General features: G+C 61.2%; 21 protein-coding genes and 1 other RNA gene. 17 read left to right on the forward strand and 5 right to left on the reverse strand.

What is annotated here, in order from left to right:
- Positions 1–79: 79 nt before the first annotated feature.
- The 17 genes from rnpB (at position 80) to lpxC (ending at position 18,603) form a co-directional block, all read left to right on the forward strand.
- An RNA gene (gene rnpB, locus GIW79_RS02480) (RNase P RNA component class A) lies at positions 80–433 on the forward strand.
- A gap of 355 nt (positions 434–788) precedes the next feature.
- Positions 789–1,244: a division/cell wall cluster transcriptional repressor MraZ gene (gene mraZ / locus GIW79_RS02485; protein WP_004371993.1), complete on the forward strand. Its 456-nt coding sequence runs from the start codon at positions 789–791 to the stop codon at positions 1,242–1,244.
- The gene (rsmH, locus tag GIW79_RS02490; protein ID WP_054898900.1) at positions 1,241–2,188 is read left to right on the forward strand and encodes a 16S rRNA (cytosine(1402)-N(4))-methyltransferase RsmH; all 948 of its coding nucleotides are present in this window, start codon (positions 1,241–1,243) and stop codon (positions 2,186–2,188) included. The genes mraZ and rsmH overlap by 4 nt, the downstream gene beginning before the upstream one ends.
- Positions 2,185–2,478 (forward strand): cell division protein FtsL, encoded by a 294-nt coding sequence (ftsL, locus tag GIW79_RS02495; protein WP_003188663.1) that lies wholly within the window; start codon positions 2,185–2,187, stop codon positions 2,476–2,478. Before rsmH ends, ftsL begins: the two co-directional genes overlap by 4 nt.
- Entirely contained in the window at positions 2,478–4,220 is a 1,743-nt protein-coding gene (locus GIW79_RS02500) for a peptidoglycan D,D-transpeptidase FtsI family protein (protein ID WP_019816949.1), read from the forward strand. The genes ftsL and GIW79_RS02500 overlap by 1 nt, the downstream gene beginning before the upstream one ends.
- Positions 4,220–5,683, forward strand: coding sequence for a UDP-N-acetylmuramoyl-L-alanyl-D-glutamate--2,6-diaminopimelate ligase (locus tag GIW79_RS02505; protein ID WP_054898899.1), 1,464 nt, complete (start codon positions 4,220–4,222; stop codon positions 5,681–5,683). Before GIW79_RS02500 ends, GIW79_RS02505 begins: the two co-directional genes overlap by 1 nt.
- The gene (locus GIW79_RS02510) at positions 5,676–7,046 is read left to right on the forward strand and encodes a UDP-N-acetylmuramoyl-tripeptide--D-alanyl-D-alanine ligase (protein WP_236453932.1); all 1,371 of its coding nucleotides are present in this window, start codon (positions 5,676–5,678) and stop codon (positions 7,044–7,046) included. Before GIW79_RS02505 ends, GIW79_RS02510 begins: the two co-directional genes overlap by 8 nt.
- Positions 7,046–8,128: a phospho-N-acetylmuramoyl-pentapeptide-transferase gene (gene mraY, locus GIW79_RS02515; protein ID WP_003188670.1), complete on the forward strand. Its 1,083-nt coding sequence runs from the start codon at positions 7,046–7,048 to the stop codon at positions 8,126–8,128. Before GIW79_RS02510 ends, mraY begins: the two co-directional genes overlap by 1 nt.
- 6 nt (positions 8,129–8,134) lie before the next feature.
- The gene (gene murD / locus GIW79_RS02520; protein WP_197880168.1) at positions 8,135–9,481 is read left to right on the forward strand and encodes a UDP-N-acetylmuramoyl-L-alanine--D-glutamate ligase; all 1,347 of its coding nucleotides are present in this window, start codon (positions 8,135–8,137) and stop codon (positions 9,479–9,481) included.
- On the forward strand, positions 9,478–10,701 hold the full coding sequence (ftsW, locus tag GIW79_RS02525; protein WP_003188673.1) for a putative lipid II flippase FtsW: 1,224 nt from the start codon (positions 9,478–9,480) through the stop codon (positions 10,699–10,701). Before murD ends, ftsW begins: the two co-directional genes overlap by 4 nt.
- On the forward strand, positions 10,691–11,761 hold the full coding sequence (gene murG / locus GIW79_RS02530; protein ID WP_236453934.1) for an undecaprenyldiphospho-muramoylpentapeptide beta-N-acetylglucosaminyltransferase: 1,071 nt from the start codon (positions 10,691–10,693) through the stop codon (positions 11,759–11,761). The genes ftsW and murG overlap by 11 nt, the downstream gene beginning before the upstream one ends.
- On the forward strand, positions 11,754–13,202 hold the full coding sequence (murC, locus tag GIW79_RS02535) for a UDP-N-acetylmuramate--L-alanine ligase (RefSeq protein WP_003188677.1): 1,449 nt from the start codon (positions 11,754–11,756) through the stop codon (positions 13,200–13,202). The genes murG and murC overlap by 8 nt, the downstream gene beginning before the upstream one ends.
- Complete coding sequence (locus tag GIW79_RS02540; protein WP_014716974.1) at positions 13,199–14,155, forward strand: D-alanine--D-alanine ligase; 957 nt, start codon at positions 13,199–13,201, stop codon at positions 14,153–14,155. Before murC ends, GIW79_RS02540 begins: the two co-directional genes overlap by 4 nt.
- 4 nt (positions 14,156–14,159) lie before the next feature.
- Complete coding sequence (locus GIW79_RS02545) at positions 14,160–15,029, forward strand: cell division protein FtsQ/DivIB (RefSeq protein WP_236453936.1); 870 nt, start codon at positions 14,160–14,162, stop codon at positions 15,027–15,029.
- Positions 15,030–15,044: 15 nt separating this feature from the next.
- Positions 15,045–16,307, forward strand: coding sequence for a cell division protein FtsA (ftsA, locus tag GIW79_RS02550; protein ID WP_003188682.1), 1,263 nt, complete (start codon positions 15,045–15,047; stop codon positions 16,305–16,307).
- Positions 16,308–16,382: 75 nt separating this feature from the next.
- Positions 16,383–17,579 carry a cell division protein FtsZ gene (ftsZ, locus tag GIW79_RS02555; RefSeq protein WP_003188685.1) on the forward strand — a complete coding sequence of 399 codons (1,197 nt, stop codon included), beginning with the start codon at positions 16,383–16,385 and terminating at the stop codon, positions 17,577–17,579.
- Positions 17,580–17,691: 112 nt separating this feature from the next.
- Positions 17,692–18,603, forward strand: a complete 912-nt coding sequence (lpxC, locus tag GIW79_RS02560) for a UDP-3-O-acyl-N-acetylglucosamine deacetylase (RefSeq protein ID WP_003171886.1) — start codon at positions 17,692–17,694, stop codon at positions 18,601–18,603.
- A 173-nt stretch (positions 18,604–18,776) separates the two neighbouring features.
- Here lpxC and GIW79_RS02565 read toward each other — a convergent pair whose 3' ends face one another.
- From GIW79_RS02565 to GIW79_RS02585, 5 genes are all read right to left on the reverse strand, one after another.
- The gene (locus tag GIW79_RS02565; protein WP_181123744.1) at positions 18,777–20,273 is read right to left on the reverse strand and encodes a GGDEF domain-containing protein; all 1,497 of its coding nucleotides are present in this window, start codon (positions 20,271–20,273) and stop codon (positions 18,777–18,779) included.
- A gap of 162 nt (positions 20,274–20,435) precedes the next feature.
- Positions 20,436–21,758, reverse strand: coding sequence for an OprD family porin (locus tag GIW79_RS02570; protein ID WP_236453943.1), 1,323 nt, complete (start codon positions 21,756–21,758; stop codon positions 20,436–20,438).
- 380 nt (positions 21,759–22,138) lie between these two features.
- Positions 22,139–23,503, reverse strand: a complete 1,365-nt coding sequence (locus GIW79_RS02575) for a heavy metal sensor histidine kinase (protein WP_236453946.1) — start codon at positions 23,501–23,503, stop codon at positions 22,139–22,141.
- Complete coding sequence (locus GIW79_RS02580) at positions 23,493–24,185, reverse strand: heavy metal response regulator transcription factor (RefSeq protein WP_057976884.1); 693 nt, start codon at positions 24,183–24,185, stop codon at positions 23,493–23,495. Before GIW79_RS02580 ends, GIW79_RS02575 begins: the two co-directional genes overlap by 11 nt.
- Positions 24,186–24,192: 7 nt before the next feature.
- A partial coding sequence (locus GIW79_RS02585) for an efflux RND transporter permease subunit (RefSeq protein ID WP_236477356.1) occupies positions 24,193–25,800 on the reverse strand: 1,608 nt, incomplete at its 5' end.

Below are 25,800 nucleotides of genomic sequence, written 5' to 3' on the forward strand. Positions count from 1 at the left end.
TATTTCGTCTGAACGTGATGGCAATGCCGCACTTTTAATACTTGTCCTCAAGCCGCCGTGCCGTTAACCTGCGCGGCGGAGAGTCGATTGGACAGTCGCTGCCCTCTATGAAAATTAGGGGGGGGAGGAAAGTCCGGGCTCCATAGGGCGAAGTGCCAGGTAATGCCTGGGAGGCGTGAGCCTACGGAAAGTGCCACAGAAAATAACCGCCTAAGCACTTCGGTGCCGGTAAGGGTGAAAAGGTGCGGTAAGAGCGCACCGCACGACTGGCAACAGTTCGTGGCTAGGTAAACCCCACTTGGAGCAAGACCAAATAGGGTCCCAAGGCGTGGCCCGCGCTGGGACCGGGTAGGTTGCTAAAGATGTCCAGTGATGGCCATCGTAGACGAATGACTGTTCAAGACAGAACCCGGCTTACAGATCGACTCTCCACCTTTTTTCCTTGCGTTCGAATCTCGTGCGCAAACCCGGTAGTAACGCAAGAATCCCTCCCTGCCAAATCATTGGCAGATGCATCTTCGTAATACCAAAAAAATCTTACTCTTAATAAATTACTTTAACTTTAGCCTCTAGCTCTCTGAGCCATTTGCCGTTGTTGAGTCAAAAACATCGCCAAACTCTCGTTTCTCCTCCTTTTGCACTCCTAAATCTCCGTTCTGTAAGGCTTTTCCTTGAATACGCGCCTTGACGGTGTGGTGGGCGCATTCCTATAGTGTGCGCAAGTGGCGGAAAGTGGCACAAAGTGGGTTTTTTGAACGTAAAACGCTAAAATTTGGAGAAACGCATCTGTGTTTCGCGGAGCTAACGCTATCAGTCTCGATGCAAAAGGCCGTCTCGCCATGCCGAGCCGGTATCGTGACGAGCTCATTTCGCGAAGTTCAGGGCAGTTAATCATCACGATTGACGCCGTTGACCCCTGTTTATGTGTTTACCCTCTCGATGAGTGGGAGTTGATTGAAACCAAGTTGCGCGCGCTGCCTTCATTGCGTGAAGAAAACCGCCGCCTCCAGCGTTTGCTGATCGGTAATGCCGTCGACCTTGAGCTCGATGGCAGCGGTCGTTTCCTGGTGCCGCCGCGACTGCGCGAGTACGCCAGGCTCGACAAGCGCGCAATGCTGGTAGGCCAGCTGAACAAGTTCCAATTGTGGGACGAAGATGCCTGGGATGCTGTGTCTGCAGCGGACCTGGCTGCTATTCAACAACCGGGCGCCATGCCTGATGAACTGCGTGATTTGATCCTGTGACTATTGATAGCGGCTTTAACCACATCACCGTACTGCTTGACGAAGCCGTTGAGGCTCTCGCCGTACGTGCCGATGGCTGCTATGTCGATGGCACATTCGGCAGGGGCGGGCATAGCCGGTTGATACTCAGCCAGCTCGGGTCCGACGGCAAACTCCTCGGGTTCGACAAAGACCCTCAAGCGATTGCCACCGGGCAAGCGCTAGCGGCCGAAGACGGCCGCTTTGTCGTTGTGCAGCGCAGCTTTGCCGAGCTGGGCGCCGAAGTCGGCGAGCGCGGTATGGCGGGCAAGGTGGCCGGGGTTCTGCTCGACCTGGGCGTGTCTTCGCCACAGCTCGACGACCCGGAGCGCGGCTTCAGCTTCATGAACGACGGCCCCCTCGATATGCGTATGGACCCCACTCGTGGGGTCAGTGCCGCACAGTTCATCGCCACCGCGCCGGTGGAAGAAATCGCCCGTGTGTTCAAGGAATACGGTGAAGAGCGCTTCGCCGGTCGAATGGCGCGTGCCGTGGTCGAGCGCCGCGAAATCCAGCCGTTCGAACGCACCGCTGACCTGGCCGAAGTGCTCAAGGTCGCCAACCCTGCCTGGGAAAAGGGCAAGAACCCGGCCACCCGCGCATTCCAAGGGTTGCGCATTCACGTCAATAACGAATTGGGCGATCTGGAGGCTGGCCTCGAGGCGGCGCTCGACGCCCTGGAAGTGGGCGGTCGCCTGGTGGTGATCAGCTTCCACTCCCTGGAAGACCGGATCGTCAAACTCTTCATGCGTCGTCTGGTAAAGGGCGAGTCCGATAACCTGCCGCGTAACCTGCCGGTGCGTTTCGAAGCCTTCGTGCCGAAAATCAAAATCCATGGCAAAGCGCAGTTCGCTTCCGAAGCCGAACTCAAGGCCAACCCACGTTCCCGTAGCGCCGTCATGCGTGTTGCGGAGAAATTGCGGTGAGCAAGCTTTTCGCCAAGCCCCTCCCGGGCGGCAGCTTCTTTATGTTGCTGCTGTTTGTCGGCGTGCTGGTGTCCGCGATAGCGGTGTCCTACAGCGCCCACTGGAACCGTCAGTTGCTCAATACCCTTTACGGGGAATTGAGCGTGCGCGACAAAGCCCAGGCAGAATGGGGCCGGTTGATTCTTGAGCAAAGCACCTGGACGGCCCACAGCCGTATCGAAGTGCTGGCTACCGAACAGTTGAAGATGCACATCCCAGGCGCGGCTGAAGTTCGCATGGTGGCGCCATGATGAAACTCGAAGGGGCACTCTACCCATGGCGCTTTCGCCTGATGCTCGGCTTGCTGGCATTGATGGTGGGCGCGATCGTCTGGCGCATCTTCGACCTTCAGGTCGTCGACCGCGACTTCCTGATCGGCCAGGGTGACGCTCGCAGCCTGCGGCACATCCCGATTCCTGCACACCGTGGCCTGATCACCGACCGTAACGGCGAGCCTCTGGCCGTCAGTACCCCGGTGACCACCCTGTGGGCCAACGCCAAAGAGCTGCAAGTTGCCAAGGACAAGTGGCCTGAACTGGCCGCTGCCCTCGGGCAGGACCGCAAGGCCTTGACCGAACGCCTGGAAGCCCAGGCCAATAAAGAATTCATCTACCTGGTTCGTGGGCTTACCCCTGAGCAAGGCCAGCAAGTGCTCGATCTCAAAATTCCCGGCGTCTACGGCATCGAGGAATTTCGGCGTTTCTACCCGGCCGGTGAAACCACCGCGCACATGGTGGGTTTCACCGACATCGATGACCACGGCCGCGAAGGGGTCGAACTGGCCTATGACGAATGGCTGGCTGGGGTTCCGGGCAAGCGCCAGGTCATCAAGGATCGGCGCGGCAGGCTGATCAAGGACGTCCAGGTCACCAAGAACGCCAAGGCTGGCAAGCCCTTGGCGTTGTCGATTGACCTGCGCCTGCAATACCTGGCCAACCGCGAACTGCGTAACGCGATCATCGAGAACGGCGCCAAGGCCGGCAGTCTGGTGATCATGGATGTGAAGACTGGCGAGATCCTCGCCATGGTCAACCAGCCCACCTACAACCCGAACAACCGCCGCAACCTGCAGCCGGCGATGATGCGTAACCGCGCGATGATCGACGTGTTCGAACCCGGTTCCACCATGAAAGCCATCTCCATGAGCGCTGCCCTGGAAACTGGCCGCTGGAAACCCAGCGACAAGGTCGAGGTTTACCCAGGCACCTTGCAGTTGGGCAAGTACACCATTCGTGACGTGTCCCGCACCGAGGGGCCAGTGCTGGACCTGACCGGCATCCTGATCAACTCCAGTAACGTCGGCATGAGCAAGGTTGCTTTCGATATCGGCGGCGAGACCATCTATCACCTGGCGCAAAAGATCGGCCTGGGGCAACCCACCGGCCTCGACTTCCCGGGCGAGCGAGTCGGTAACCTGCCGAACTACCGCGAGTGGAGAAAAGCCGAGACTGCCACGCTTTCCTATGGCTACGGCCTGTCGGTGACCGCCATCCAGTTGGCCCACGCGTTCTCGGTATTGGCCAATAACGGCCGTATGGTTCCGCTGAGCCTGATCCACGTCGACGAAGCGCCAAAAGCCACCCAAGTGATCCCGGAGAACGTCGCCAAGACCATGCAAGGCATGCTGCAACAAGTGATCGAGGCACCGCGTGGCGTATTCCGCGCCCAGGTGCCGGCGTACCACGTTGCTGGCAAGTCCGGTACGGCGCGTAAGACCTCGGTGGGCACCAAGGGCTATGCCGAAAACTCCTACCGTTCGTTGTTCGCCGGCTTCGGCCCGATGAGCGACCCACGCTATGCCATCGTCGTGGTCATCGACGAGCCTAGTAAAGCCGGCTACTTCGGTGGCCTGGTTTCGGCGCCGGTGTTCAGCAAAGTGATGTCCGGCACCCTGCGCTTGATGAATATCACGCCGGACAACCTGCCGCCGACGCAACAAGCCAACGCTGGTCCACCGGCTGCCGCTGTTAAAGCCAATGGAGGGCGCGGCTGATGTCTCTTAGCCTGAACAAGATTTTTGCCCATGCCGGCCACGATCTGCTTATTCGTGAGCTGACGCTGGATAGCCGTAATGTACGCGCCGGTGACCTGTTCCTGGCGGTACCTGGCGGCAAGCTCGATGGCCGTGCGCATATCGCCGATGCCCTGCAACGCGGTGCGGCTGCGGTCGCCTATGAAGTGGAAGGCGCCACCGTGCTGCCGATCACCGATGTGCCGTTGATTCCGGTCAAGGGCCTGGCAGCGCAGTTGTCCGACATCGCCGGGCGTTTCTACGGTGACCCGAGCCGTCAACTCAACCTGGTGGGCGTGACTGGCACCAACGGCAAGACCAGTGTGACCCAGTTGGTTGCCCAGGCTTTGGACCTGCTGGGTCAGCACTGCGGCATCGTCGGCACCCTGGGCACCGGTTTCTATGGCGCGCTGCAAAGCGGCCTGCACACCACGCCAAACCCGATTGCCGTACAAGCGACCCTGGCCGACCTGAAAAAGGCCGGTGCCAAGGCGGTAGCCATGGAAGTGTCTTCCCATGGCCTGGACCAAGGGCGCGTCACCGCACTGGCTTTTGACGTGGCCGTGATGACCAACCTGTCCCGCGATCACCTCGACTACCACGGCACCATGGAGGCGTACGCCGCCGCCAAGGCCAAGCTGTTTGCCTGGAATGACCTGAAGTGCCGGGTGGTCAACCTCGACGACGCATTCGGCCGCCAACTGGCGGGCGAAGGGAGCGACGCGCGCCTGATCAGCTATAGCCTGCAAGATGCCAGTGCCTACCTGTATTGCCGCGAAGCCCAATTCAATGATGAAGGCGTGCGCGCCACATTGGTGACGCCGCAGGGCGAGCACCACTTGCGCAGCACCTTGCTCGGGCGGTTCAACCTGAGCAACGTGCTCGCCGCTATCGGTGCACTGCTGGGCCTGGACTATGCCCTGGATGAAATTCTGCGCGTACTGCCAAAGCTGGAAGGCCCGGCTGGTCGCATGCAGCGCCTGGGTGGCGGTACACAACCGCTGGTGGTGGTCGATTACGCCCATACTCCGGACGCCCTGGAAAAAGTCCTCGAAGCGCTGCGCCCACATGCCAAAGGCAAACTGCTTTGCCTGTTCGGTTGCGGCGGTGATCGCGATCGCGGCAAGCGCCCGTTGATGGCCGAAATTGTCGAGCGCTTGGCCGATGGCGTACTCGTCACCGACGATAACCCGCGCAGCGAAGACCCGAGCCAGATTTTCGACGACATCCGTGTCGGTTTCAAAGACGCCTCCAACGTCACTTTTGTGGCTGGTCGCGGCGCCGCCATTGCCCAGTTGATCGCCGGTGCCGGCGCGGACGACGTAGTGGTGCTCGCGGGTAAAGGCCACGAGGACTATCAGGAAATCAACGGTGAGCGCCATGCCTTCTCCGATCTGGTCGAGGCGGATCACGCCCTGACCGCCTGGGAGGTCGCCCATGCTTAAGGCGATGACGTTCAGCGAACTGGCCCAGTCCCTGTCGGCCCGTGTGCTGTCGAGCGACTGCACATTCACTGGCGTCAGTATCGACAGTCGTAACATCCAGCCGGGGCAGCTGTTTGTCGCCCTGGCCGGCCCGCGTTTCGATGGTCACGACTACCTCAACGACGTTGCCGCCAAAGGTGCCGTCGGTGCCTTGGTGCAGCGTGAAGTGGCCGATTCTGCCTTGCCGCAATTGCTGGTAGCCGACACCCGCCTGGCCCTGGGCCAACTGGGTGCGCTTAACCGTGCTGCTTTTGATAAGCCGGTGGCGGCCATTACCGGTTCCAGCGGCAAGACCACGGTCAAGGAACTGCTTGCTGGCGTCTTGCGTACGCGCGGGCCGGTACTCGCGACCCGTGGCAACCTGAACAATGATTTCGGCGCACCGCTGACCCTGCTCGAACTGGCCCCGGAACACACGGCGGCAGTGATTGAACTGGGGGCTTCGCGCATCGGCGAAATCGCCTATACCGTGGCGCTGACCCAGCCTCACGTGGCGATCATCAACAACGCCGGTACCGCCCATGTCGGTGAGTTCGGCGGCCCGGAAAAAATCGTCGAAGCCAAGGGCGAAATCCTTGAGGGCCTCGACGCCTCGGGCACTGCGGTACTGAACCTGGATGACAAGGCCTTCGAGACTTGGCGTGTACGCGCCGCCGGTCGCAAGGTCCTGACGTTTGCAGTGCTGAATGCCGCAGCCGATTTCCACGCCTCCAACATCAATGTCGATGCCCGTGGCTGCCCGTCCTTCACCTTGCACACCCCGCAAGGTGATGAGCACGTGCAGTTGAACCTGCTGGGCAACCACAACGTCGCCAACGCCTTGGCCGCCGCCGCTGCCGCCCATGCCCTGGGCGTGTCGCTGTTCGGCATTGCCACGGGCCTGGGCGCGGTGCAGCCGGTCAAGGGCCGCACTGTGGCGCAACTGGCTGGCAACGGCATGCGCGTGATTGATGACACTTATAACGCCAACCCGTCCTCCATCAATGCCGCTGTGGACCTGCTCACAGGCTTCGATGGGCGCAAGGTGCTGGTGCTGGGCGATATCGGCGAGTTGGGCGATTGGGCTGAACAAGGCCACCGTGAAGTCGGCGCCTATGCCGCCGGCAAAGTGGATGCGCTCTACGCCGTTGGCACGAACATGGCCCATGCGGTCAACGCTTTCGGCCCTGGCGCGCGGCATTTCGCAAGCCAGGCCGAGCTGATCCAGGCGTTGACGGCGGCTGAACATGACAAACACACAACCATTTTGATCAAGGGATCGCGCAGCGCGGTGATGGAAAACGTCGTCGCAGCCTTGTGTGGCTCAAGTACGGAGAAACATTAATGCTGCTGCTGCTGGCTGAGTATCTGCAACAGTTCCACAAAGGCTTCGCGGTCTTCCAGTACCTGACCCTGCGCGGGATCCTGGGTGTGCTGACCGCGCTGTCTTTGTCACTGTTCCTGGGGCCGTGGATGATCCGCACCCTGCAGAACCTGCAAATTGGTCAATCGGTTCGTAACGACGGCCCGCAGTCGCACCTGTCCAAGTCCGGCACTCCGACTATGGGCGGTGCGCTGATCCTGTCGTCCATTGGCGTCAGCACCTTGCTCTGGGCCGACCTGCATAACCGCTACGTGTGGGTGGTGTTGCTGGTGACCCTGCTGTTCGGTGCCATCGGCTGGGTGGATGACTACCGCAAAGTGATCGAGAAAAACTCCAAGGGGCTGCCAAGCCGCTGGAAGTATTTCTGGCAGTCGGTGTTCGGCCTGGCCGCCGCGATCTTCCTGTACACCACCGCGCCAAGTGCCGTGGAAACCACCTTGATTATCCCGATGCTCAAGGATGTGAGCATCCCACTGGGTGTCGGTTTTGTGGTGCTGACCTACTTCGTGATCGTCGGCTCCAGCAACGCGGTGAACCTGACCGATGGCCTCGACGGCCTGGCGATCATGCCGACGGTGATGGTGGGCGGCGCGCTCGGCATCTTCTGCTACCTCTCCGGTAACGTGAAATTCGCTGAATACCTGCTGATCCCTTATGTACCGGGCGCCGGTGAGTTGATCGTGTTCTGCGGCGCCTTGATCGGTGCCGGCCTGGGGTTCCTGTGGTTCAACACCTACCCGGCACAAGTCTTCATGGGCGACGTCGGCGCACTGGCGCTGGGCGCAGCCTTGGGCACCATCGCGGTGATCGTTCGCCAGGAAATCGTGCTGTTCATCATGGGCGGTGTGTTCGTGATGGAAACCCTGTCGGTGGTCATCCAGGTGGCGTCCTTCAAGTTGACCGGGCGTCGTGTGTTCCGCATGGCGCCGATTCACCACCACTTTGAACTCAAGGGCTGGCCTGAGCCACGCGTGATTGTCCGCTTCTGGATCATCACCGTGATTCTGGTACTGGTCGGCCTTGCCACCCTGAAACTGAGGTAGAAACGAGTGTCCCTGATCGCTTCAGACCACTTCCGCATCGTTGTCGGCCTCGGCAAGAGCGGCATGTCCCTGGTTCGCTTCCTGGCGAACCGGGGCACGTCGTTTGCCGTGGCCGATACGCGGGAAAATCCACCGGAGCTGGTCACGCTGCGCCGTGACTACCCGCACGTGGAAGTGCGTTGTGGCGAGCTGGATGTCGAGTTTCTGTGCCGTGCCGACGAGCTCTACGTGAGCCCGGGCCTGGCCCTGGCGACACCGGCCCTGCAAGCGGCTGCGGCCCGTGGCGTGAAGCTGTCTGGCGATATCGACCTGTTCGCACGCAACGCGAAGGCGCCGATCGTGGCCATCAGCGGCTCCAATGCGAAAAGCACCGTCACCACTCTGGTCGGCGAGATGGCGGCTGCGGCGGGCAAGCGTGTGGCCGTCGGCGGCAATCTTGGCGTGCCGGCGCTGGATTTGCTCAGCGACGACGTCGAGTTGTACGTGATGGAATTGTCGAGCTTCCAGCTGGAAACCACCCACGACCTGGGCGCTGAAGTGGCGACGGTATTGAACGTCAGCGAAGACCATATGGACCGCTACAGCGGCCTGCCGGCTTATCACCTGGCCAAGCACCGGATCTTCCGTGGCGCCAGGCAATTTGTCGTCAACCGTCAGGATGCCCTGAGCCGTCCGCTGATAGGCGAGGGCATGCCCTGCTGGACCTTCGGCCTGGGCAAACCGGACTTCAAAGGCTTCGGCATTCGTGAAGAGAACGGCGAGAAGTACCTGGCGTTCGAATTCCAGAACCTGATGCCGGTACGCGAACTGAAAATCCGTGGCGCACACAACCAGTCCAATGCCCTGGCGGCCTTGGCGCTCGGTCACGCGGTTGGCCTGCCGTTCGACGCCATGCTCGCGAGCCTGCGCACCTTTGCCGGGCTTGAGCATCGCTGCCAGTGGGTGCGCGACCTCAATGACGTCAGCTATTACAACGACTCCAAAGCCACCAATGTCGGTGCAGCCCTGGCGGCCATCGAAGGCCTGGGGGCCGATATCGACGGCAAGCTGGTGCTGATCGCCGGTGGTGATGGCAAGGGTGCCGACTTCAAGGACCTTAAAGCGCCAGTGGCCGCCCATTGCCGCGCCGTGGTGCTGATGGGCCGCGATTCGGACCTGATCGCCGCCGCCCTCGGTGACGCTGTACCGCAAGTACGCGCAGCTTCCCTGAACGACGCCATTGCCCAGTGCAAAGCCCTGGCCCAGCCTGGCGATGCGGTGTTGCTGTCGCCCGCCTGCGCCAGCTTCGACATGTTCAAGAACTATGAAGAGCGCGGCCAACTGTTCGCCCGCGCCGTGGAGGCTTTGGCATGAGCCTCAACCTGAGAAACATCATCAAGCCATACCCGTCGCCGATCATTACCGGGCGCGGCATTGACCTTGATTTCCCAATGCTCGCCGGTTGCCTGGCGCTGCTCGGCCTGGGCCTGGTGATGATCACTTCAGCGTCCTCCGAAGTGGCCGCCGTGCAGTCGGGCAACACGCTGTACATGATGATCCGCCACCTGGTGTACCTGGTGATCGGCCTGGGCGCCTGCATTGTCACCATGATGATTCCGATTGCCACCTGGCAGCGTCTGGGTTGGCTGATGCTGATCGGTGCGTTCGGCTTGCTGGTCATGGTGATCGTGCCCGGCATCGGCCGCGAGGTGAACGGTTCGATGCGCTGGATCGGCTTCGGCGCGTTCAACGTGCAGCCTTCGGAAATCGCCAAGGTGTTCGTGGTGATCTACCTCGCCGGTTACCTGGTGCGCCGTCAGAAAGAAGTACGCGAAAGCTGGATGGGCTTCTTCAAGCCGTTCATCGTGCTGCTGCCCATGGCTGGCCTGCTGCTGATGGAGCCCGACTTCGGCGCCACGGTGGTCATGATGGGCGCTGCGGCGGCCATGCTGTTCCTGGGTGGGGTCGGGCTGTTCCGCTTCACCTTGATGGTGGTGCTGGCAGTCGCGGCCGTGACCATCCTGGTGCAGGCGCAACCCTACCGGATGGCGCGTCTGATTACTTTTACCGACCCCTGGTCCGACCAGTTCGGCTCCGGCTACCAGTTGACCCAGGCGCTGATTGCCTTCGGTCGCGGCGAGTGGCTGGGTGTGGGCCTGGGCAACAGTGTGCAGAAGCAGTTCTACCTGCCGGAAGCCCACACCGACTTCGTGTTCTCGGTATTGGCCGAAGAGTTGGGTGTGGTGGGTTCGCTGTGCACCGTGGCATTGTTTGTATTCGTCTGCGTGCGCGCCATGTACATCGGCTTGTGGGCAGAGAAGGCCAAGCAGTTCTTCGCCGCCTACGTTGCCTATGGATTGGCCTTCCTGTGGATCGGCCAGTTCCTGATCAACATCGGTGTGAACGTCGGCCTGCTGCCGACCAAGGGCTTGACCTTGCCGTTCCTCAGTTACGGCGGCAGCTCGTTGGTGATTTGCTGCGCCTGTCTCGGGTTGTTGCTGCGTATCGAGTGGGAGAGTCGCACCCACCTGGGCAGCGAAGAGATGGAGTTCAGCGAGAGCGACTTCGCCGAGGAGCCGACCCATGGGCGCTAACGTGCTGATCATGGCGGGCGGTACCGGGGGGCATGTGTTCCCGGCCCTGGCCTGCGCCCGTGAATTCCAGAACCGTGGCTACACCGTGCACTGGCTGGGTACGCCCCGTGGCATCGAAAACGAATTGGTGCCCAATGCCGGTTTGCCGCTGCATTTGATCAACGTCACCGGGTTGCGCGGCAAGAGCAAGTTGTCATTGCTCAAGGCGCCGTTCGTGTTGCTCAAGGCGGTCATGCAGGCGCGCAAGATCATTCGCGAGTTGAAGCCGGTGTGTGTGCTTGGCTTTGGTGGTTATGTGACCGGCCCTGGTGGCGTTGCGGCGAAACTCGCGGGCGTGCCGGTGATCGTCCATGAACAGAACGCCGTCGCCGGTACCGCCAACCGCCTGCTGGTGCCATTGGCCGCGCGGGTGTGTGAAGCCTTTCCGAAAACCTTCGCCGCCTCCGACAAGCTTCGCACCACCGGTAACCCGGTGCGTACCGAGCTGTTCATGGCCATTGCGCGTGACGCGCTGGCGGGGCGCAAGGCTCACCTGCTGATCCTGGGCGGAAGCCTGGGTGCCGAGCCACTGAATAAATTGCTGCCTGAAGCCGTTGCGCAACTTCCTGAGGATGTGCGCCCGGAGATCTTCCACCAGGCCGGCAAGAACCACGATGAAGTCACCGCCGCGCGTTATCGCGAGGCCGGTGTAGAGGCCGATGTACAGCCCTTCATCAAAGACATGGCCCAAGCCTATGGCTGGGCCGACCTGGTGGTCTGCCGCGCTGGTGCGCTGACCGTCAGTGAACTGGCGGCCGCCGGTCTGCCGTCCTTGCTGGTGCCTTTGCCCCATGCCATCGACGATCACCAGACCCGTAACGCCGAATATTTGGCCGGGGAGGGCGCTGCCTTCCTGCTGCCGCAAAGAACGACTGGCGCCGCCGATTTGGCCGCACGCCTGACCGAGGTTTTGATGCAACCGGAACGACTCAACAGCATGGCGAGCACCGCAAGCCGCCTGGCCAAACCTGACGCAACCCGCACCGTGGTCGATATCTGCCTGGAGGTGGCCCATGGTTGAGAATCAGAAAGCCATGCCGCAACCCGAGATGCGCCGCATCCGTCGTATTCACTTCGTCGGTATCGGTGGCGTGGGCATGTGCGGGATTGCCGAAGTGTTGCTGAACCTGGGCTACCAGGTGTCCGGCTCGGACTTGAAAGAGTCGCCGGTCACCGAGCGCCTGAAGTCCTTTGGCGCACAGATCTTCATCGGCCACCGTGCCGAGAACGCCGCCGAGGCTGACGTGCTGGTGGTGTCCAGCGCCGTGAACACGTCCAACCCGGAAGTGGCCACCGCCCTTGAGCGCCGTATCCCTGTGGTACCGCGTGCCGAGATGCTTGCCGAGCTGATGCGCTATCGCCACGGCATCGCCGTGGCCGGTACCCATGGCAAGACCACCACCACCAGCCTGATCGCCTCGGTGTTCGCCGCCGGTGGCCTGGACCCGACCTTCGTCATCGGTGGCCGCCTGAATGCAGCTGGCACCAATGCCCAACTGGGTACCAGCCGCTACCTGATCGCCGAAGCCGATGAAAGTGACGCGAGCTTCCTGCACTTGCAACCGCTGGTCGCCGTCGTCACCAACATCGACGAAGACCACATGGCGACCTACGACGGCGACTTCAACAAGTTGAAGAAAACCTTCGTCGACTTCCTGCACAACCTGCCGTTCTACGGGTTGGCGGTGGTGTGCCTGGACGACCCGGTGGTGCGTGAAATCCTGCCCCAGGTCAAACGCCCTACCGTGACCTACGGCTTCAGCGAAGACGCCGACGTGCGCGCAATCAATGTGCGCCAGGAAGGCATGCAAACCTTCTTCACCGTGCTGCGCCCCGATCGCGAGCCGCTGGACGTGTCGGTGAACATGCCGGGCAACCACAACGTGCTGAACTCTTTGGCGACCATCTGCATTGCCACCGATGAAGGCGTCAGCGATGAAGCCATCGTCGAGGGCCTGTCGCGCTTTGCCGGTGTGGGCCGTCGCTTCCAGGTCTACGGCCAACTGCCGGTTGAAGGTGGTGACGTGATGCTGGTGGACGACTACGGCCACCACCCGACCGAAGTTGCGGCGGTTATCAAGGCCGTGCGCGGCGGCTGGCCGGAGCGCCGGCTGGTGATGGTGTACCAGCCGCACCGCTACAGCCGCACCCGCGACCTGTACGACGATTTCGTCAATGTACTGGCCGATGCCAACGTGCTGCTGCTGATGGAAGTCTACCCGGCCGGTGAAGAACCGATCCCGGGCGCTGACAGCCGCAAGCTGTGCAACAGCATCCGCCAGCGCGGCCAGTTGGACCCGATCTACATCGAGCGTGGTGTGGACCTGGCGCCTATCGTCAAGCCGCTGTTGCGTGCTGGTGACATCCTGCTGTGCCAGGGGGCCGGTGATATCGGTGGCCTTGCGCCCAAATTGCTGGCGAGCCCGCTGTTTGCAGCCGCCGCCAAGGGGAAGTCGAAATGACCACTGATTACGGCTCCCTGTTTTCCACCCTTGCGCCTGCCGACTTCGGTCGCGTGGCCGTGTTGTTCGGCGGCAAGAGCGCCGAGCGCGAAGTGTCGCTCAAGTCCGGCAATGCGGTGCTTGAGGCGCTGCAAAGTGCTGGCGTGAACGCGTTCGGTATCGATGTGGGCGATGACTTCCTTGCCCGCCTGCAGGCCGAGAAGATCGACCGTGCCTTTCTCATTCTTCACGGCCGCGGCGGTGAAGACGGCAGCATGCAGGGCCTGCTCGAATGCGCCGGCATCCCTTACACCGGCAGCGGCATCCTCGCGTCGGCCTTGGCGATGGACAAGTTGCGCACCAAGCAGGTGTGGCACAGCCTGGGCATTCCGACCCCACGTCACGCCGTACTGTGCAGTGAAGACGATTGTATTTCTGCGGCCAAGGAACTGGGCCTGCCTTTGATCGTCAAACCAGCCCATGAAGGCTCCAGTATCGGCATGGCCAAAGTGAACTCGGCCGCCGAATTGATCGACGCATGGAAAGCGGCAAGTACCTACGATTCGCAAGTGTTGGTGGAACAGTGGATTTCCGGTCCCGAGTACACCATCGCCACCCTGCGTGGACAGGTATTGCCGCCCATCGCTTTGGGCACGCCCCACACCTTTTATGACTACGACGCCAAGTACCTGGCTTCCGATACTCAGTACCGGATCCCGTGTGGGCTCGAAGCAACCAAGGAACAGGAATTGATGGACCTCACGGCGAAAGCCTGTGAGGCGCTGGGTATCGCCGGTTGGGCGCGGGCAGACGTGATGCAGGATGACCAAGGGAATTTCTGGTTCCTTGAAGTCAACACCGCACCGGGCATGACCGACCACAGCCTGGTTCCCATGGCAGCCCGTGCCGCCGGTCTGGATTTCCAGCAGTTAGTGCTGGCGATCCTGGCCGACAGCATTGAGCCAAGAGGCTAAACACATGAACGGCGCATCGCTTCGTCATCAGCCCCCACGAGCACCGAGCCGCAAGCCGGTGCCACGGGGTGCAAGCCGAATGGTGGCTAAAGAGCCGATGTCGGCGCGCCTGCCAAAAGCCAACTTTGGTTTTATCAAGGCGCTGTTCTGGCCGGTGCTGCTGGTGGTGCTGGGCTTTGGCACGTACGAAGGCGCGCAGCGTCTGTTGCCGTATGCCGACCGGCCGATCACCAAGATCAGCGTGCAGGGCGACTTGAGCTACATCAGCCAGCAAGCGGTACAGCAGCGCATCGGCCCATACCTGGCGGCGAGCTTCTTTACCATCGACCTGGCCGGCATGCGCTCGGAGCTGGAACAGATGCCGTGGATCGCCCACGCCGAAGTTCGCCGAGTATGGCCGGACCAGGTCACGATTCGCCTGGAAGAACAACTGCCCGTGGCCCGTTGGGGCGATGAAGCGCTGTTGAACAACCAGGGCCAGGCGTTCACTCCGCGTGAGCTGGCCAACTATGAACACCTGCCGCAGCTGTTCGGGCCGCAGCGGGCGCAGCAGCAAGTGATGCAGCAGTACCAGGCCTTGAGCCAGATGCTGCGGCCACTGGGCTTCTCCATTGCACGCCTGGAATTGCGTGAGCGGGGCAGCTGGTTTTTGACGACCGGGGCAGGCAGTTCCGGCCCGGGCATCGAGTTGTTGCTGGGACGCGACCGCTTGGTGGAAAAGATGCGCCGCTTTATTGCCATCTATGAAAAAACCTTGAAAGAACAGATTACGAACATTGCGAGCGTCGACCTGCGTTACGCCAACGGCCTGGCCGTCGGCTGGCGTACACCGGCTGCGCCCACGGCAGCACAACCCGCTGTCGCGAAGAATTAAGAAGAGGCAGGACCCATGGCAAACGTGCAAAGCGGCAAAATGATCGTCGGTCTCGATATCGGCACCTCCAAGGTGGTGGCGCTGGTGGGCGAGGTCGGGGAAGACGGCGCGATCGAAATCGTCGGTATTGGCACGCATCCGTCCCGGGGCCTGAAGAAGGGCGTGGTGGTGAACATCGAGTCCACCGTGCAATCGATCCAGCGCGCCATCGAAGAAGCGCAGCTGATGGCCGGTTGCCGGATTCACTCGGCGTTCGTCGGCGTGGCTGGCAACCACATCCGCAGCCTGAACTCCCACGGCATCGTGGCGATCCGCGACCGTGAAGTCAGCTCGGCCGACCTTGAGCGCGTCCTCGACGCTGCCCAGGCCGTGGCGATCCCGGCGGACCAGCGCGTGCTGCACACCCTGCCGCAGGACTACGTGATCGACAACCAGGAAGGCGTGCGCGAGCCCCTGGGCATGTCGGGCGTTCGCCTGGAAGCCAAGGTCCACGTGGTGACCTGCGCCGTCAACGCCGCACAGAACATTGAAAAATGCGTGCGCCGCTGCGGCCTGGAAATCGACGACATCATTCTCGAGCAGTTGGCCTCGGCCTACTCGGTCCTGACCGACGACGAAAAAGAACTGGGCGTGTGCCTGGTGGACATTGGCGGCGGCACCACCGACATCGCGATCTTCACCGAGGGTGCGATCCGTCACACCGCCGTGATCCCGATTGCCGGCGACCAGGTCACCAACGACATCGCCATGGCGCTGCGCACACCGACCCAGTACGCCGAAGAAATCAAGATCCGCTACGCCTGCGCCCTGGCCAAGCTGGCCGGTGCCGGCGAGACCATCAAGGTGCCAAGCGTGGGTGATCGTCCACCTCGCGAGCTGTCGCGCCAGGCCCTGGCCGAAGTGGTCGAGCCACGTTACGACGAACTGTTCACCCTGATCCAGGCTGAACTGCGCCGCAGCGGCTACGAAGATTTGATCCCGGCCGGCATCGTGCTGACCGGTGGCACCTCGAAGATGGAAGGCGCGGTCGAATTGGCCGAAGAGATCTTCCACATGCCGGTGCGCCTGGGCGTGCCCCATGGCGTGAAGGGCCTGGGCGACGTGGTGCGTAACCCGATTTATTCCACCGGTGTGGGCTTGCTGTTGTACGGGCTGCAAAAGCAGACCGACGGCATTTCCCTGTCGGGCCCGAGCATCCGTGACAGCTACCGCAGCGACGACGAGGCGAAAGCGCCATTGTTCGAGCGGCTGCAGGCTTGGGTAAAAGGCAATTTCTAAAGATTTACCGCGACACCGCAACACCCGCAATAAGCAGTAGGCGAAAAAACTAGAGAAAATGAAAGGAGAGGGAACATGTTCGAACTCGTAGACAACATCCCCGCTAGCCCGGTTATCAAAGTAATCGGTGTCGGCGGTGGCGGCGGCAACGCTGTCAACCACATGGTCAAGAGCAACATTGAAGGCGTTGAGTTCATCTGCGCCAACACTGATGCCCAGGCGCTCAAAAGCATCGGCGCCCGGACCATCCTGCAATTGGGCACCGCGGTGACCAAAGGCCTCGGCGCTGGCGCCAATCCGGAAGTTGGCCGTCAAGCCGCCCTGGAAGACCGCGAGCGTATTGCCGAAGTGCTGCAAGGCACCAACATGGTGTTCATCACCACTGGCATGGGCGGCGGTACCGGTACCGGTGCGGCCCCGATCATTGCCGAAGTGGCCAAGGAAATGGGGATTCTGACCGTTGCTGTCGTGACGCGTCCGTTCCCGTTCGAAGGCCGCAAGCGCATGCAGATCGCCGACGAAGGTATCCGTCTGCTGTCTGAAAGCGTCGACTCGTTGATCACCATCCCCAACGAGAAATTGCTGACCATCCTGGGCAAGGATGCCAGCCTGCTGTCCGCCTTCGCCAAGGCTGACGATGTACTGGCCGGTGCCGTTCGCGGTATCTCCGACATCATCAAGCGCCCAGGCATGATCAACGTCGACTTTGCCGACGTACGTACTGTCATGAGCGAAATGGGCATGGCGATGATGGGCACTGGCTGCGCCAGCGGTCCGAACCGTGCACGCGAAGCCACCGAAGCGGCCATCCGCAACCCGTTGCTCGAAGACGTGAACCTGCAAGGCGCACGCGGCATCCTGGTGAACATCACCGCCGGTCCCGACCTGTCCCTGGGTGAGTACTCCGACGTGGGTAGCATCATCGAAGCCTTCGCTTCCGAGCACGCCATGGTCAAAGTCGGTACCGTTATCGATCCGGACATGCGCGATGAGCTGCATGTAACCGTGGTTGCTACCGGCCTGGGTGCGAAAATCGAGAAGCCTGTGAAGGTCATCGACAACACCCTGCACACCAGCCAGGCCAGCCAGGCAGCTGCCGCTCCAGCCCCTGCTCGCCAGGAACTGCCGTCGGTCAACTACCGTGACCTGGACCGTCCGACCGTGATGCGCAACCAGGCTCAGGCCGGTGCTGCGGCGTCCCGTAGCCCGAATCCGCAAGATGACCTGGACTACCTGGACATCCCGGCATTCCTGCGTCGTCAGGCCGATTAATGGAATGTATCAGGGCTATGAAGGTGATTGGTGTTCAGCAAAGGTCTGGTCTGCTATTATCGCCAGCCTTTGTTGATACCAGTTCGCAATTTGCGCTGAAGCGGTCCAAGCCATGATTAAACAACGCACCCTGAAGAATATTATTCGTGCCACAGGTGTAGGTCTGCACTCCGGGGAGAAGGTATACCTGACCCTCAAGCCTGCACCTGTCGACACCGGCATCGTGTTTGTGCGTGCCGACCTGGACCCTGTGGTGCAGATTCCTGCTCGCGCGGAAAACGTTGGCGAAACCACTATGTCGACCACATTGGTCAACGGTGACGTCAAAGTGGACACGGTGGAGCACTTGCTCTCGGCCATGGCTGGCCTGGGCATCGATAACGCCTACGTCGAGCTCTCCGCGTCCGAAGTCCCGATCATGGATGGCAGCGCTGGCCCCTTCGTATTCTTGATTCAATCTGCCGGCCTGGAAGAACAGGACGCAGCCAAGAAGTTCATTCGCATTCTGCGGGAAGTGACAGTAGAAGACGGCGACAAGCGCGCCACCTTCGTCCCGTTCGAAGGCTTTAAAGTGAGCTTTGAGATCGATTTCGATCACCCGGTATTCCGTGACCGCACCCAAAGTGCAAGCGTGGATTTTTCCAGCACTTCGTTCGTAAAAGAAGTCAGCCGCGCCCGCACCTTTGGTTTCATGAGTGACATCGAGTACCTGCGCAAGCACAACCTCGCACTCGGCGGCAGCGTGGAAAATGCCATTGTGGTCGACGCGGATGGTGTACTGAACGAAGACGGCCTTCGCTATGAAGACGAATTCGTGAAGCACAAGATCCTCGATGCAATCGGTGACCTCTACCTGCTGGGCAATAGCCTGATAGGCGAGTTCAAAGGCTTCAAGTCGGGCCACGCCCTTAACAACCAGCTGCTGCGCAAGTTGATTGAGCAGACAGACGCTTGGGAAGTCGTGACCTTCGAAGATGCCAGCACCGCACCGATCTCTTACATGCGTCCCGTTGCGGCGGTGTAAGTAACAACTCTCTTTCTTTAGTTTTGAAAGGCTGCCTTCGGGTGGCCTTTTTTTATGCCCGGCGAAGATTCAAATGTGGGAGCTGGCTTGCCTGCGATAGCGGCCTGCCAGTTAGCTTATAGGTAGCTGACCCACCGCCATCGCAGGCAAGCCAGCTCCCACACCTGACCTCATCAGTTTGAGGTTTTTGAAACATCCACTATCCGGTTACGGCCGCTGTGCTTGGCCTGATACAACGCCTGGTCAGCCTTGAGCAGCAGGTCTTCAAGGGAAATACGGCTGTGCTTCTGCCAGGTACTCAGGCCGATGCTTACGGTGATCGGTTGCTCATCCCCGGCCACTCTCGGCAAGTGCTGGACCCCCTTGCGGATATGCTCGGCGATCACCCACGCGCCCTTGGCGTCGGTATTGGGCAGCACCACCGCGAACTCTTCACCGCCATAACGCGCCGCCAGGTCGGCAGGGCGGCGGATATGGCTGGCGATCACATGCGCGACTGCACGCAACGCCTCATCGCCGCCCTGGTGACCATGGCGGTCGTTGAAGGCCTTGAAGTGGTCCACATCGATCATCAGTACGCTCAACGACTCGGTGGAGCGTTGTGCCCGGTCCCATTCCAGCCGCAAGCGTTCGTCCAGCGTGCGACGGTTGGCCAGGCCGGTAAGGGCGTCGGTGGCTGCCAGTTCTGACAGCACCTGTTCAGCCCGATGGCGGCGGCGCAACTCCATGCACAGTGCCCAAGTCAGCCACAACAGGCCCACGCACAACACTCCGGTCGCGATGCTGACCAGCCACGCCGCACGCCGCCAGGGTGCGAACATTTCATCGCTGGACAAGGCCACCGCCACGATCAGCGGCAAGTTGCCCACATTCGAAAAACTGTAGAGCCGTGCCTGGCGATCGACACTGGAGATACTTTGGAAGCTGCCGTCCCGTTCGCGCAGCATGCGCGCCACATTCGGGCGCTGGCTCAGGTCCTTGTCGACGATATCTGCTTCCAGCAGAGGCTCTTGCGCCAGCAGGATGCCTTGGTGGTTGAGCAGGTTGATGGTGCTGTTGCTGCCGATGTTCAAGCTGCTGAACAACTGATGAAAGTACGACAGGCGCATGGACGCGACCGCCACTCCCAGAAAACGCCCATCCGGTGACGAAACGCGACGGCTGAACGCGATGCGCCAGGGGTCGGCACACTGGCAGCGCGCCATGAACGGGCGGCTGATATACAAGCCCAGGTCGGGGTTGGTGCGGTGCGCCTGAAAATAGTCCCGATCGGCAAAGTTACCCAGCTTTGGCGTGAGCAGGGACGAATCGGCAATCACCTCGCCGGCCGGGTCCAACAGCAGGATATCGCCCTTGTAGGGCGCCGCTGCGGAACGATCAAACAGCACCAAGTGCCTGATGCTCTCTGAAACGTCTTGCAGGTCGGTGCGCTCGGTGGCGCTGATCAAGCCTTTGAGGGCCATGTCGTAAAGTTCGACATTGCGCAGCACGTCCGCGTCGATCAATTGAGTGATGGTATTGGCGGTGCGCTTGGCCGTCTGCAGGGTGTTGGCATGTTCACGAATCAGCAGCGCAGTGACGACCCCCACGATCAGCAACACTGTGAGCGTACTCCCCAGGATCAGCAGGCGCTCCGGGCGGCGGTTGGGGCGGGTAGGGCTTGAACTCATCGGGCACACTTCTGCGTTGAGAATGCCCTTAGCGTAGTAGCAACTCTTAAATATGGCTGTAGGAGCGAGCTTGCTCGCGAAAAACTCACAGACGCCGCGTTTATTCAGGAAGCACGCGTTATCGTTAACGTTTTTCGCGAGCAAGCTCGCTCCTACCTGTACTCAGAACACGTTGATCGGGTAGTCCACGATCACGCGGTATTCATCCACATCCCGGTCCACCGCCGAGTAGCCATTGCCGCCGCGATTGGTCGCCCATTGCAGGCGCACGGCCAAGTCCTTGGCCTTGCCGCCCTGCACCACATATTTCAGGTCGATATCGCGCTCCCAGTGCTTGGCATCCTTGCCATCGGCGCTGTACCAGTTGCTGTAGCCGCGACTGTTGGGGTCGACCTTGGTCAGGTCGGTCTTGCCGCTGATGTAGGACACGGCGGACGTCAGGCCGGGCACGCCGAGGCCGGCAAAGTCGTAGGCGTACTTGAGCTTCCAGGAGCGCTCATTGGGCCCGTTGAAATCCGAGTACTGCTGGGAGTTGTCCAGGTACACGCTGTCGCCCTGGGTGATGTAGTCGAACGGCGTGTTGCCATTGACCCGCTGATAAGTCGCCGTGACGCTGTGGTTGCCCACGCCCACGGTGAAATGCAGGCTGTAGGTGTTGTTGTCGATATCCCCCAGCAGCGATTGGCCGGTGTCCTGGGTATGGTAGTAGTGCAGGCCGGGGGTCAGGCTGACCAGGTCGTTCAGGGCGTAGGTGTATTCCAGGTCGTAGTAATACTGGTGCCAGACGTCCTTGAGTTCGGAGGCGTACAGGTTGCTGGTCAGCCCCTCGATCCCGCTGAACGATACGCCAGCCCAGTCCAGGTGCTGGCTGTCGGTGTTGGCGGGCAGCGTGCCGTAGCTGGTGCCGATGCGCCGATGGCCGCTCTGGTTGTAGAGCTTGGTGAAACTGGCCTGGCCACCTTCGATCATCCAGCCGTCAAAGCTGTGGTTGGTCAGGCTCACGCCACGGAAAGTCTGCGGCAACATGCGCGTCATGCCGCCGGCGATCACTGGGTTGTTGAGGAACAGGTCGCCGGCTTTCAGTTCGGTGTCGAAGGCGCGCAGCTTCAAGGTGCCGCCAGCCGTCGAGAACGAACCCGGCGCTTTGCCGTTGCCGCTGCCGTACGGAAGGATGCTGGAACCATCCGTACCACCACCGCCGTCGAGCTTGAGGCCGAGCATGGCATTGACGTCCAGGCCGAAGCCGACGGTGCCCTGGGTGTAGCCGGATTCGAAGGTCCCGATAAAGCCCTGGCCCCATTCCTTGCTGTCATCGGTGTGGATGTCGCGCCGGTCGCGGTTCATGTAGTAGTTGCGGGTGTTGATCGTGAGGTGTGAACCCTCGACAAAGCCTTCGACGGGCGGTGCGTCTGCCGCGTGGGCAAGCGGGATGATCGTTGCTGCGATTGTGAGGAATAACGGGGTGAACGTCAGCGAGTTCTTCACCGGTGGAGCTCCTTTGGTCAATCATGAACGGCCAGTGTCGTGGGGTGTGCCCGGCCTTTTTTCACGGCAAAAAAAAGCCGCTGAAGTCAGCGGCTTTAAGACAGATTCCCAGTGTAGAGCCCTGGAAATAAGTCGAGGGAAATTCGGGTGAGTGGTCAGCTGTCTTTGCCGTCGCGCTCATCGATGCGTCAAAGTAACGCAGGAGAGCGGTGCGATACAGAGTGTAACAAGATAATAACTATTGCCCAAATCGCAACAGTGAGGGCCATGGGATCTTCTGTGGGAGCTGGCTTGCCTGCGATGCAGACACCTCGGTATGCCAGGCCTACCGTGGTGATGCTATCGCAGGCAAGCCAGCTCCCACATTTTGACCGAGTTGTTTAGATCGGCAGGGTGATACCAAACGTATTGCCACCGCCTTCACTACGCACAAACACATCCCCCCCATGCATCAACGCAATCGCCTTGACGATGGCCAGCCCCAATCCGTGATTGGCGCCGCTGTTGCTGCGCGATGCATCCACGCGGTAGAAACGTTCAAACAGGCGTGGCAAGTGTTCGCTGGCAATGACCTCGCCGGGGTTGGTCACGCCAATCGCCACCTGGTGTGCCTGCACTTCAATGTGCACGTCGATGATGTGCCCCGGCGCGGTGTGTTGCACGGCATTGCTCAGCAGGTTGATCAGTGCGCGACGCAGGTGGGCCTTTTCGATCTGTACCACGGCATCGCCGTGCACGCGCACTTCGACCTGGGCGTCTTCGAGGATGAAGTCCAGGTAGTCGAGGGTGGTGGCCACTTCATCGGCCAGGGCACTTTCGATCAGCTTGGTGGCCTTGCTGCCCTGGTCGGCGCTGGCGAGGAACAGCATGTCATTGATGATCGAGCGCAGCCGTTCCAGTTCTTCCAGGTTCGATTGCAGCACCTCGAAATATTGCTCCGCCGACCGACCGCGAGTGAGGGCCACCTGAGTCTGGCCGATCAGGTTGGTGAGCGGCGAACGCAGTTCATGGGCGACGTCGGCGTTGAACGATTCCAGGCGCGAATACGCCTGCTCGACACGGTCGAGGGTGGCGTTGAACGAATTGACGAACTGGCTCAATTCCGGCGGCAGCGGCGACAGGTGCAGGCGCCCGGAGAGTTTCGGCGGTGCAAGCTTTTGCGCCTCATCCGAGAGTTTGCCCAGGGGCTTGAGGCCGATACGCGCGACCCAGAACCCCAACAGTGCCGCCAGTACCACACCGACCAGCGCCAGGCTGACCAATGCCACCAGCAAGTGATGCTGGGTGGCGCGGAAGTTCTCCGTGTCGATGGCAATCATGAAGCGCAGCGCCGGGCGCTGTTCCTTGGCTGCAAACTGGCTGACCAGCACCTTGAAGGGATAATCGTGACCCGGCAGGCGCAGGTCGCGCTTACCCGTGGCGCCCTCGGCAAAGGCATGAATCTGCGCATCCGGCTCACCGTATTCGTAGCTCGGGTCGCTGCTGACCACCCAGAAACGGATGCGCTTGTCTTCTTCCCCCAACAGCTTGAGCTTGGACCTGATCTTGGCCCAGTGCTCCGGCGTGCCGAAGCGATTGATCGACGACTCCAGCACGCTGTAGCGCGCATCCAGCTCGGCACCTGGCAACAACCCCAGGCCACGGTCGACCTGCTGGTACAGCGCGCCGCCGATCAACAGAAAGATCAGCAGCGCCACCAGGGTGAACATGCCACTCAGGCGCAGGGCGATGGAATTAGCGACCACTGTGGTTTTCCTGCATGCGATTCTCCAGCACATAGCCCATGCCACGAATGGTGTGCAGCAGCTTGTGTTCGAACGGTCCGTCGAGCTTGGCGCGCAGACGTTTGATCGCCACTTCCACCACGTTGGCATCGCTGTCGAAATTGATGTCCCAGACCATCTCGGCAATTGCAGTCTTGGACAGGATCTCGCCCTGGCGCCGCGCCAATACGCTGAGTAGCGAGAACTCCTTGGCGGTCAGGTCCAGGCGTACACCGTTGCGGCTGGCCTTGCGGCTGATCAGGTCGATCCACAGGTCGGCGACGGTGACCTGCACCGGTTCATGGCCGCCGCTGCGGCGGGTCAGGGCTTGCAGGCGGGCCACCAGTTCCAGGAACGAAAACGGCTTGCCCAGGTAATCATCGGCGCCTTCGCGCAGGCCGCGGATACGGTCTTCCACGCGCTCGCGGGCGGTGAGCATGATCACCGGCGTCTGCTTGCGGGCGCGCAACGCTCGCAATACGCCAAAGCCGTCCAGGCCGGGCAACATCACATCGAGCACGATCACCGCGTACTCATTCTCCAGCGCCAGGTGCAGACCCTCGACGCCTTCACGTGCCACGTCGACGGTATAGCCTTGCTCCGTCAGGCCGCGGTGCAGGTAGTCTGCGGTTTTTTCTTCATCTTCAATAATCAGGACGCGCATGACCGCCTCAGTGTGTGGTCGCCAGCGCCAGCGCTGGTTTGGGCCTGTGGAAAAGCCGTTCGAGGTACAAGTATATGACCGGAGTGGTGAACAGCGTCAGCGCCTGGCTCACCAGCAAGCCACCGACCACCGCGATGCCCAGCGGCTGGCGCAGTTCCGCCCCAGGGCCTGCGCCGAGCATCAACGGCACCGCGCCGAGCAACGCAGCAAGGGTGGTCATGATGATCGGCCGGAACCGCGTGACGCAGGCTTCATAAATCGCATCTTCGGGTGACAGCCCGCGTACCCGCTGCGCCTCCAGGGCGAAGTCGATCATCAAGATACCGTTTTTCTTCACGATGCCGATCAGCAGCACCAGGCCGATCAAGGCCATGATCGAAAAGTCTTGGCCCAGCAGCCACAGCATGATCAGCGCACCGAGGCCCGCCGAGGGCAGGGTGGAAATGATCGTCAGCGGGTGCACAAAACTCTCATACAGCACACCCAGGATAATGTAGACCGCCACCAGCGCCGCGAGGATCAGCCAGGGTTGGCTGGCCAGCGAGCTCTGGAACGCCTGGGCCGCACCCTGGAAGTTGCCGATGATTGTGCTCGGCATCCCGATTTCGTTCTTGGCCTGGTCGAGCATGATCACTGCGTCGCCCAGGGCCACGCCGGGCGCGAGGTTGAATGACAGGTTGGCGGCGGGGAACATGCCGTCATGGCTGATGGACAACGGCCCGACTGTGGGCGGGTCGACTTTGGCCAAGGCCGACAGCGGCACCATTTCATTGGTCAGTGGCGAGCGCAGGTAAAAATAGTCGAGGCTTTCGGCCTTGCCGCGCTGTTGGCTGTCCAGTTCAAGTATCACTTGGTACTGGTTGATCTCGGTCTGGAACTCGTTGATCTGGCGCTGGCCGAAGGCATCGTACAAAGCCTGGTCGACATCGGTGGCGGTCAGCCCGAAGCGCGCGGCGGCCTGACGGTCGATGCTGATATGGGTGATGCTGCCGCCCAGTTGCAGGTCGTTGGACAGGTCGCGAAACGCCGGGTTGGCGCGCAGTTTTTCGGTGAGGCGCTGGGTCCAGGTGTTCAGCGTCGGGCCATCGTTGCTCTTGAGCACGTATTGGTACTGGGCGCGGCTGGGGCCGGAGCTCAGGTTGATGTCCTGGCCGGCGCGCAGGTACAGCACGATGCCCGGCACCTTCGCCAACTGCGGGCGGATGCGGTCGATGAACTGGCTGGCGGACACATCGCGCTCACTGCGGTCTTTCAAGGCGATCCAGAAGCGGCCGTTGGCGATGGTCTGGTTGCTGCCGGTAACGCCCACCGAATGGGAAAACGCCTGCACCGCCGGGTCGGCCTTGACGATCTCGGCCAGGGCCTTGTGCTTGGCGACCATGTCCTTGTACGACACATCGGCCGCCGCTTCGCTGGTGCCGAGCACGAAACCGGTGTCCTGCACCGGGAAGAATCCCTTGGGAATGAACACATAGCCGACCACCGCCAGGGCCAGGGTTACCACGAAGATCGCGGCCATGCTGCGTTGGTGCGCGAGGGCACGGCGCAGGTTGCGCGCATAGCCGGCCAGCAGGCGTTCGCTGAAGCTGGGTTTGGCGTGGGCAGGGTGGGTAGG

This window comes from Pseudomonas sp. PA-7-1E (assembly GCF_021605325.1).
Taxonomy (GTDB): domain Bacteria; phylum Pseudomonadota; class Gammaproteobacteria; order Pseudomonadales; family Pseudomonadaceae; genus Aquipseudomonas; species Aquipseudomonas fluorescens_BV.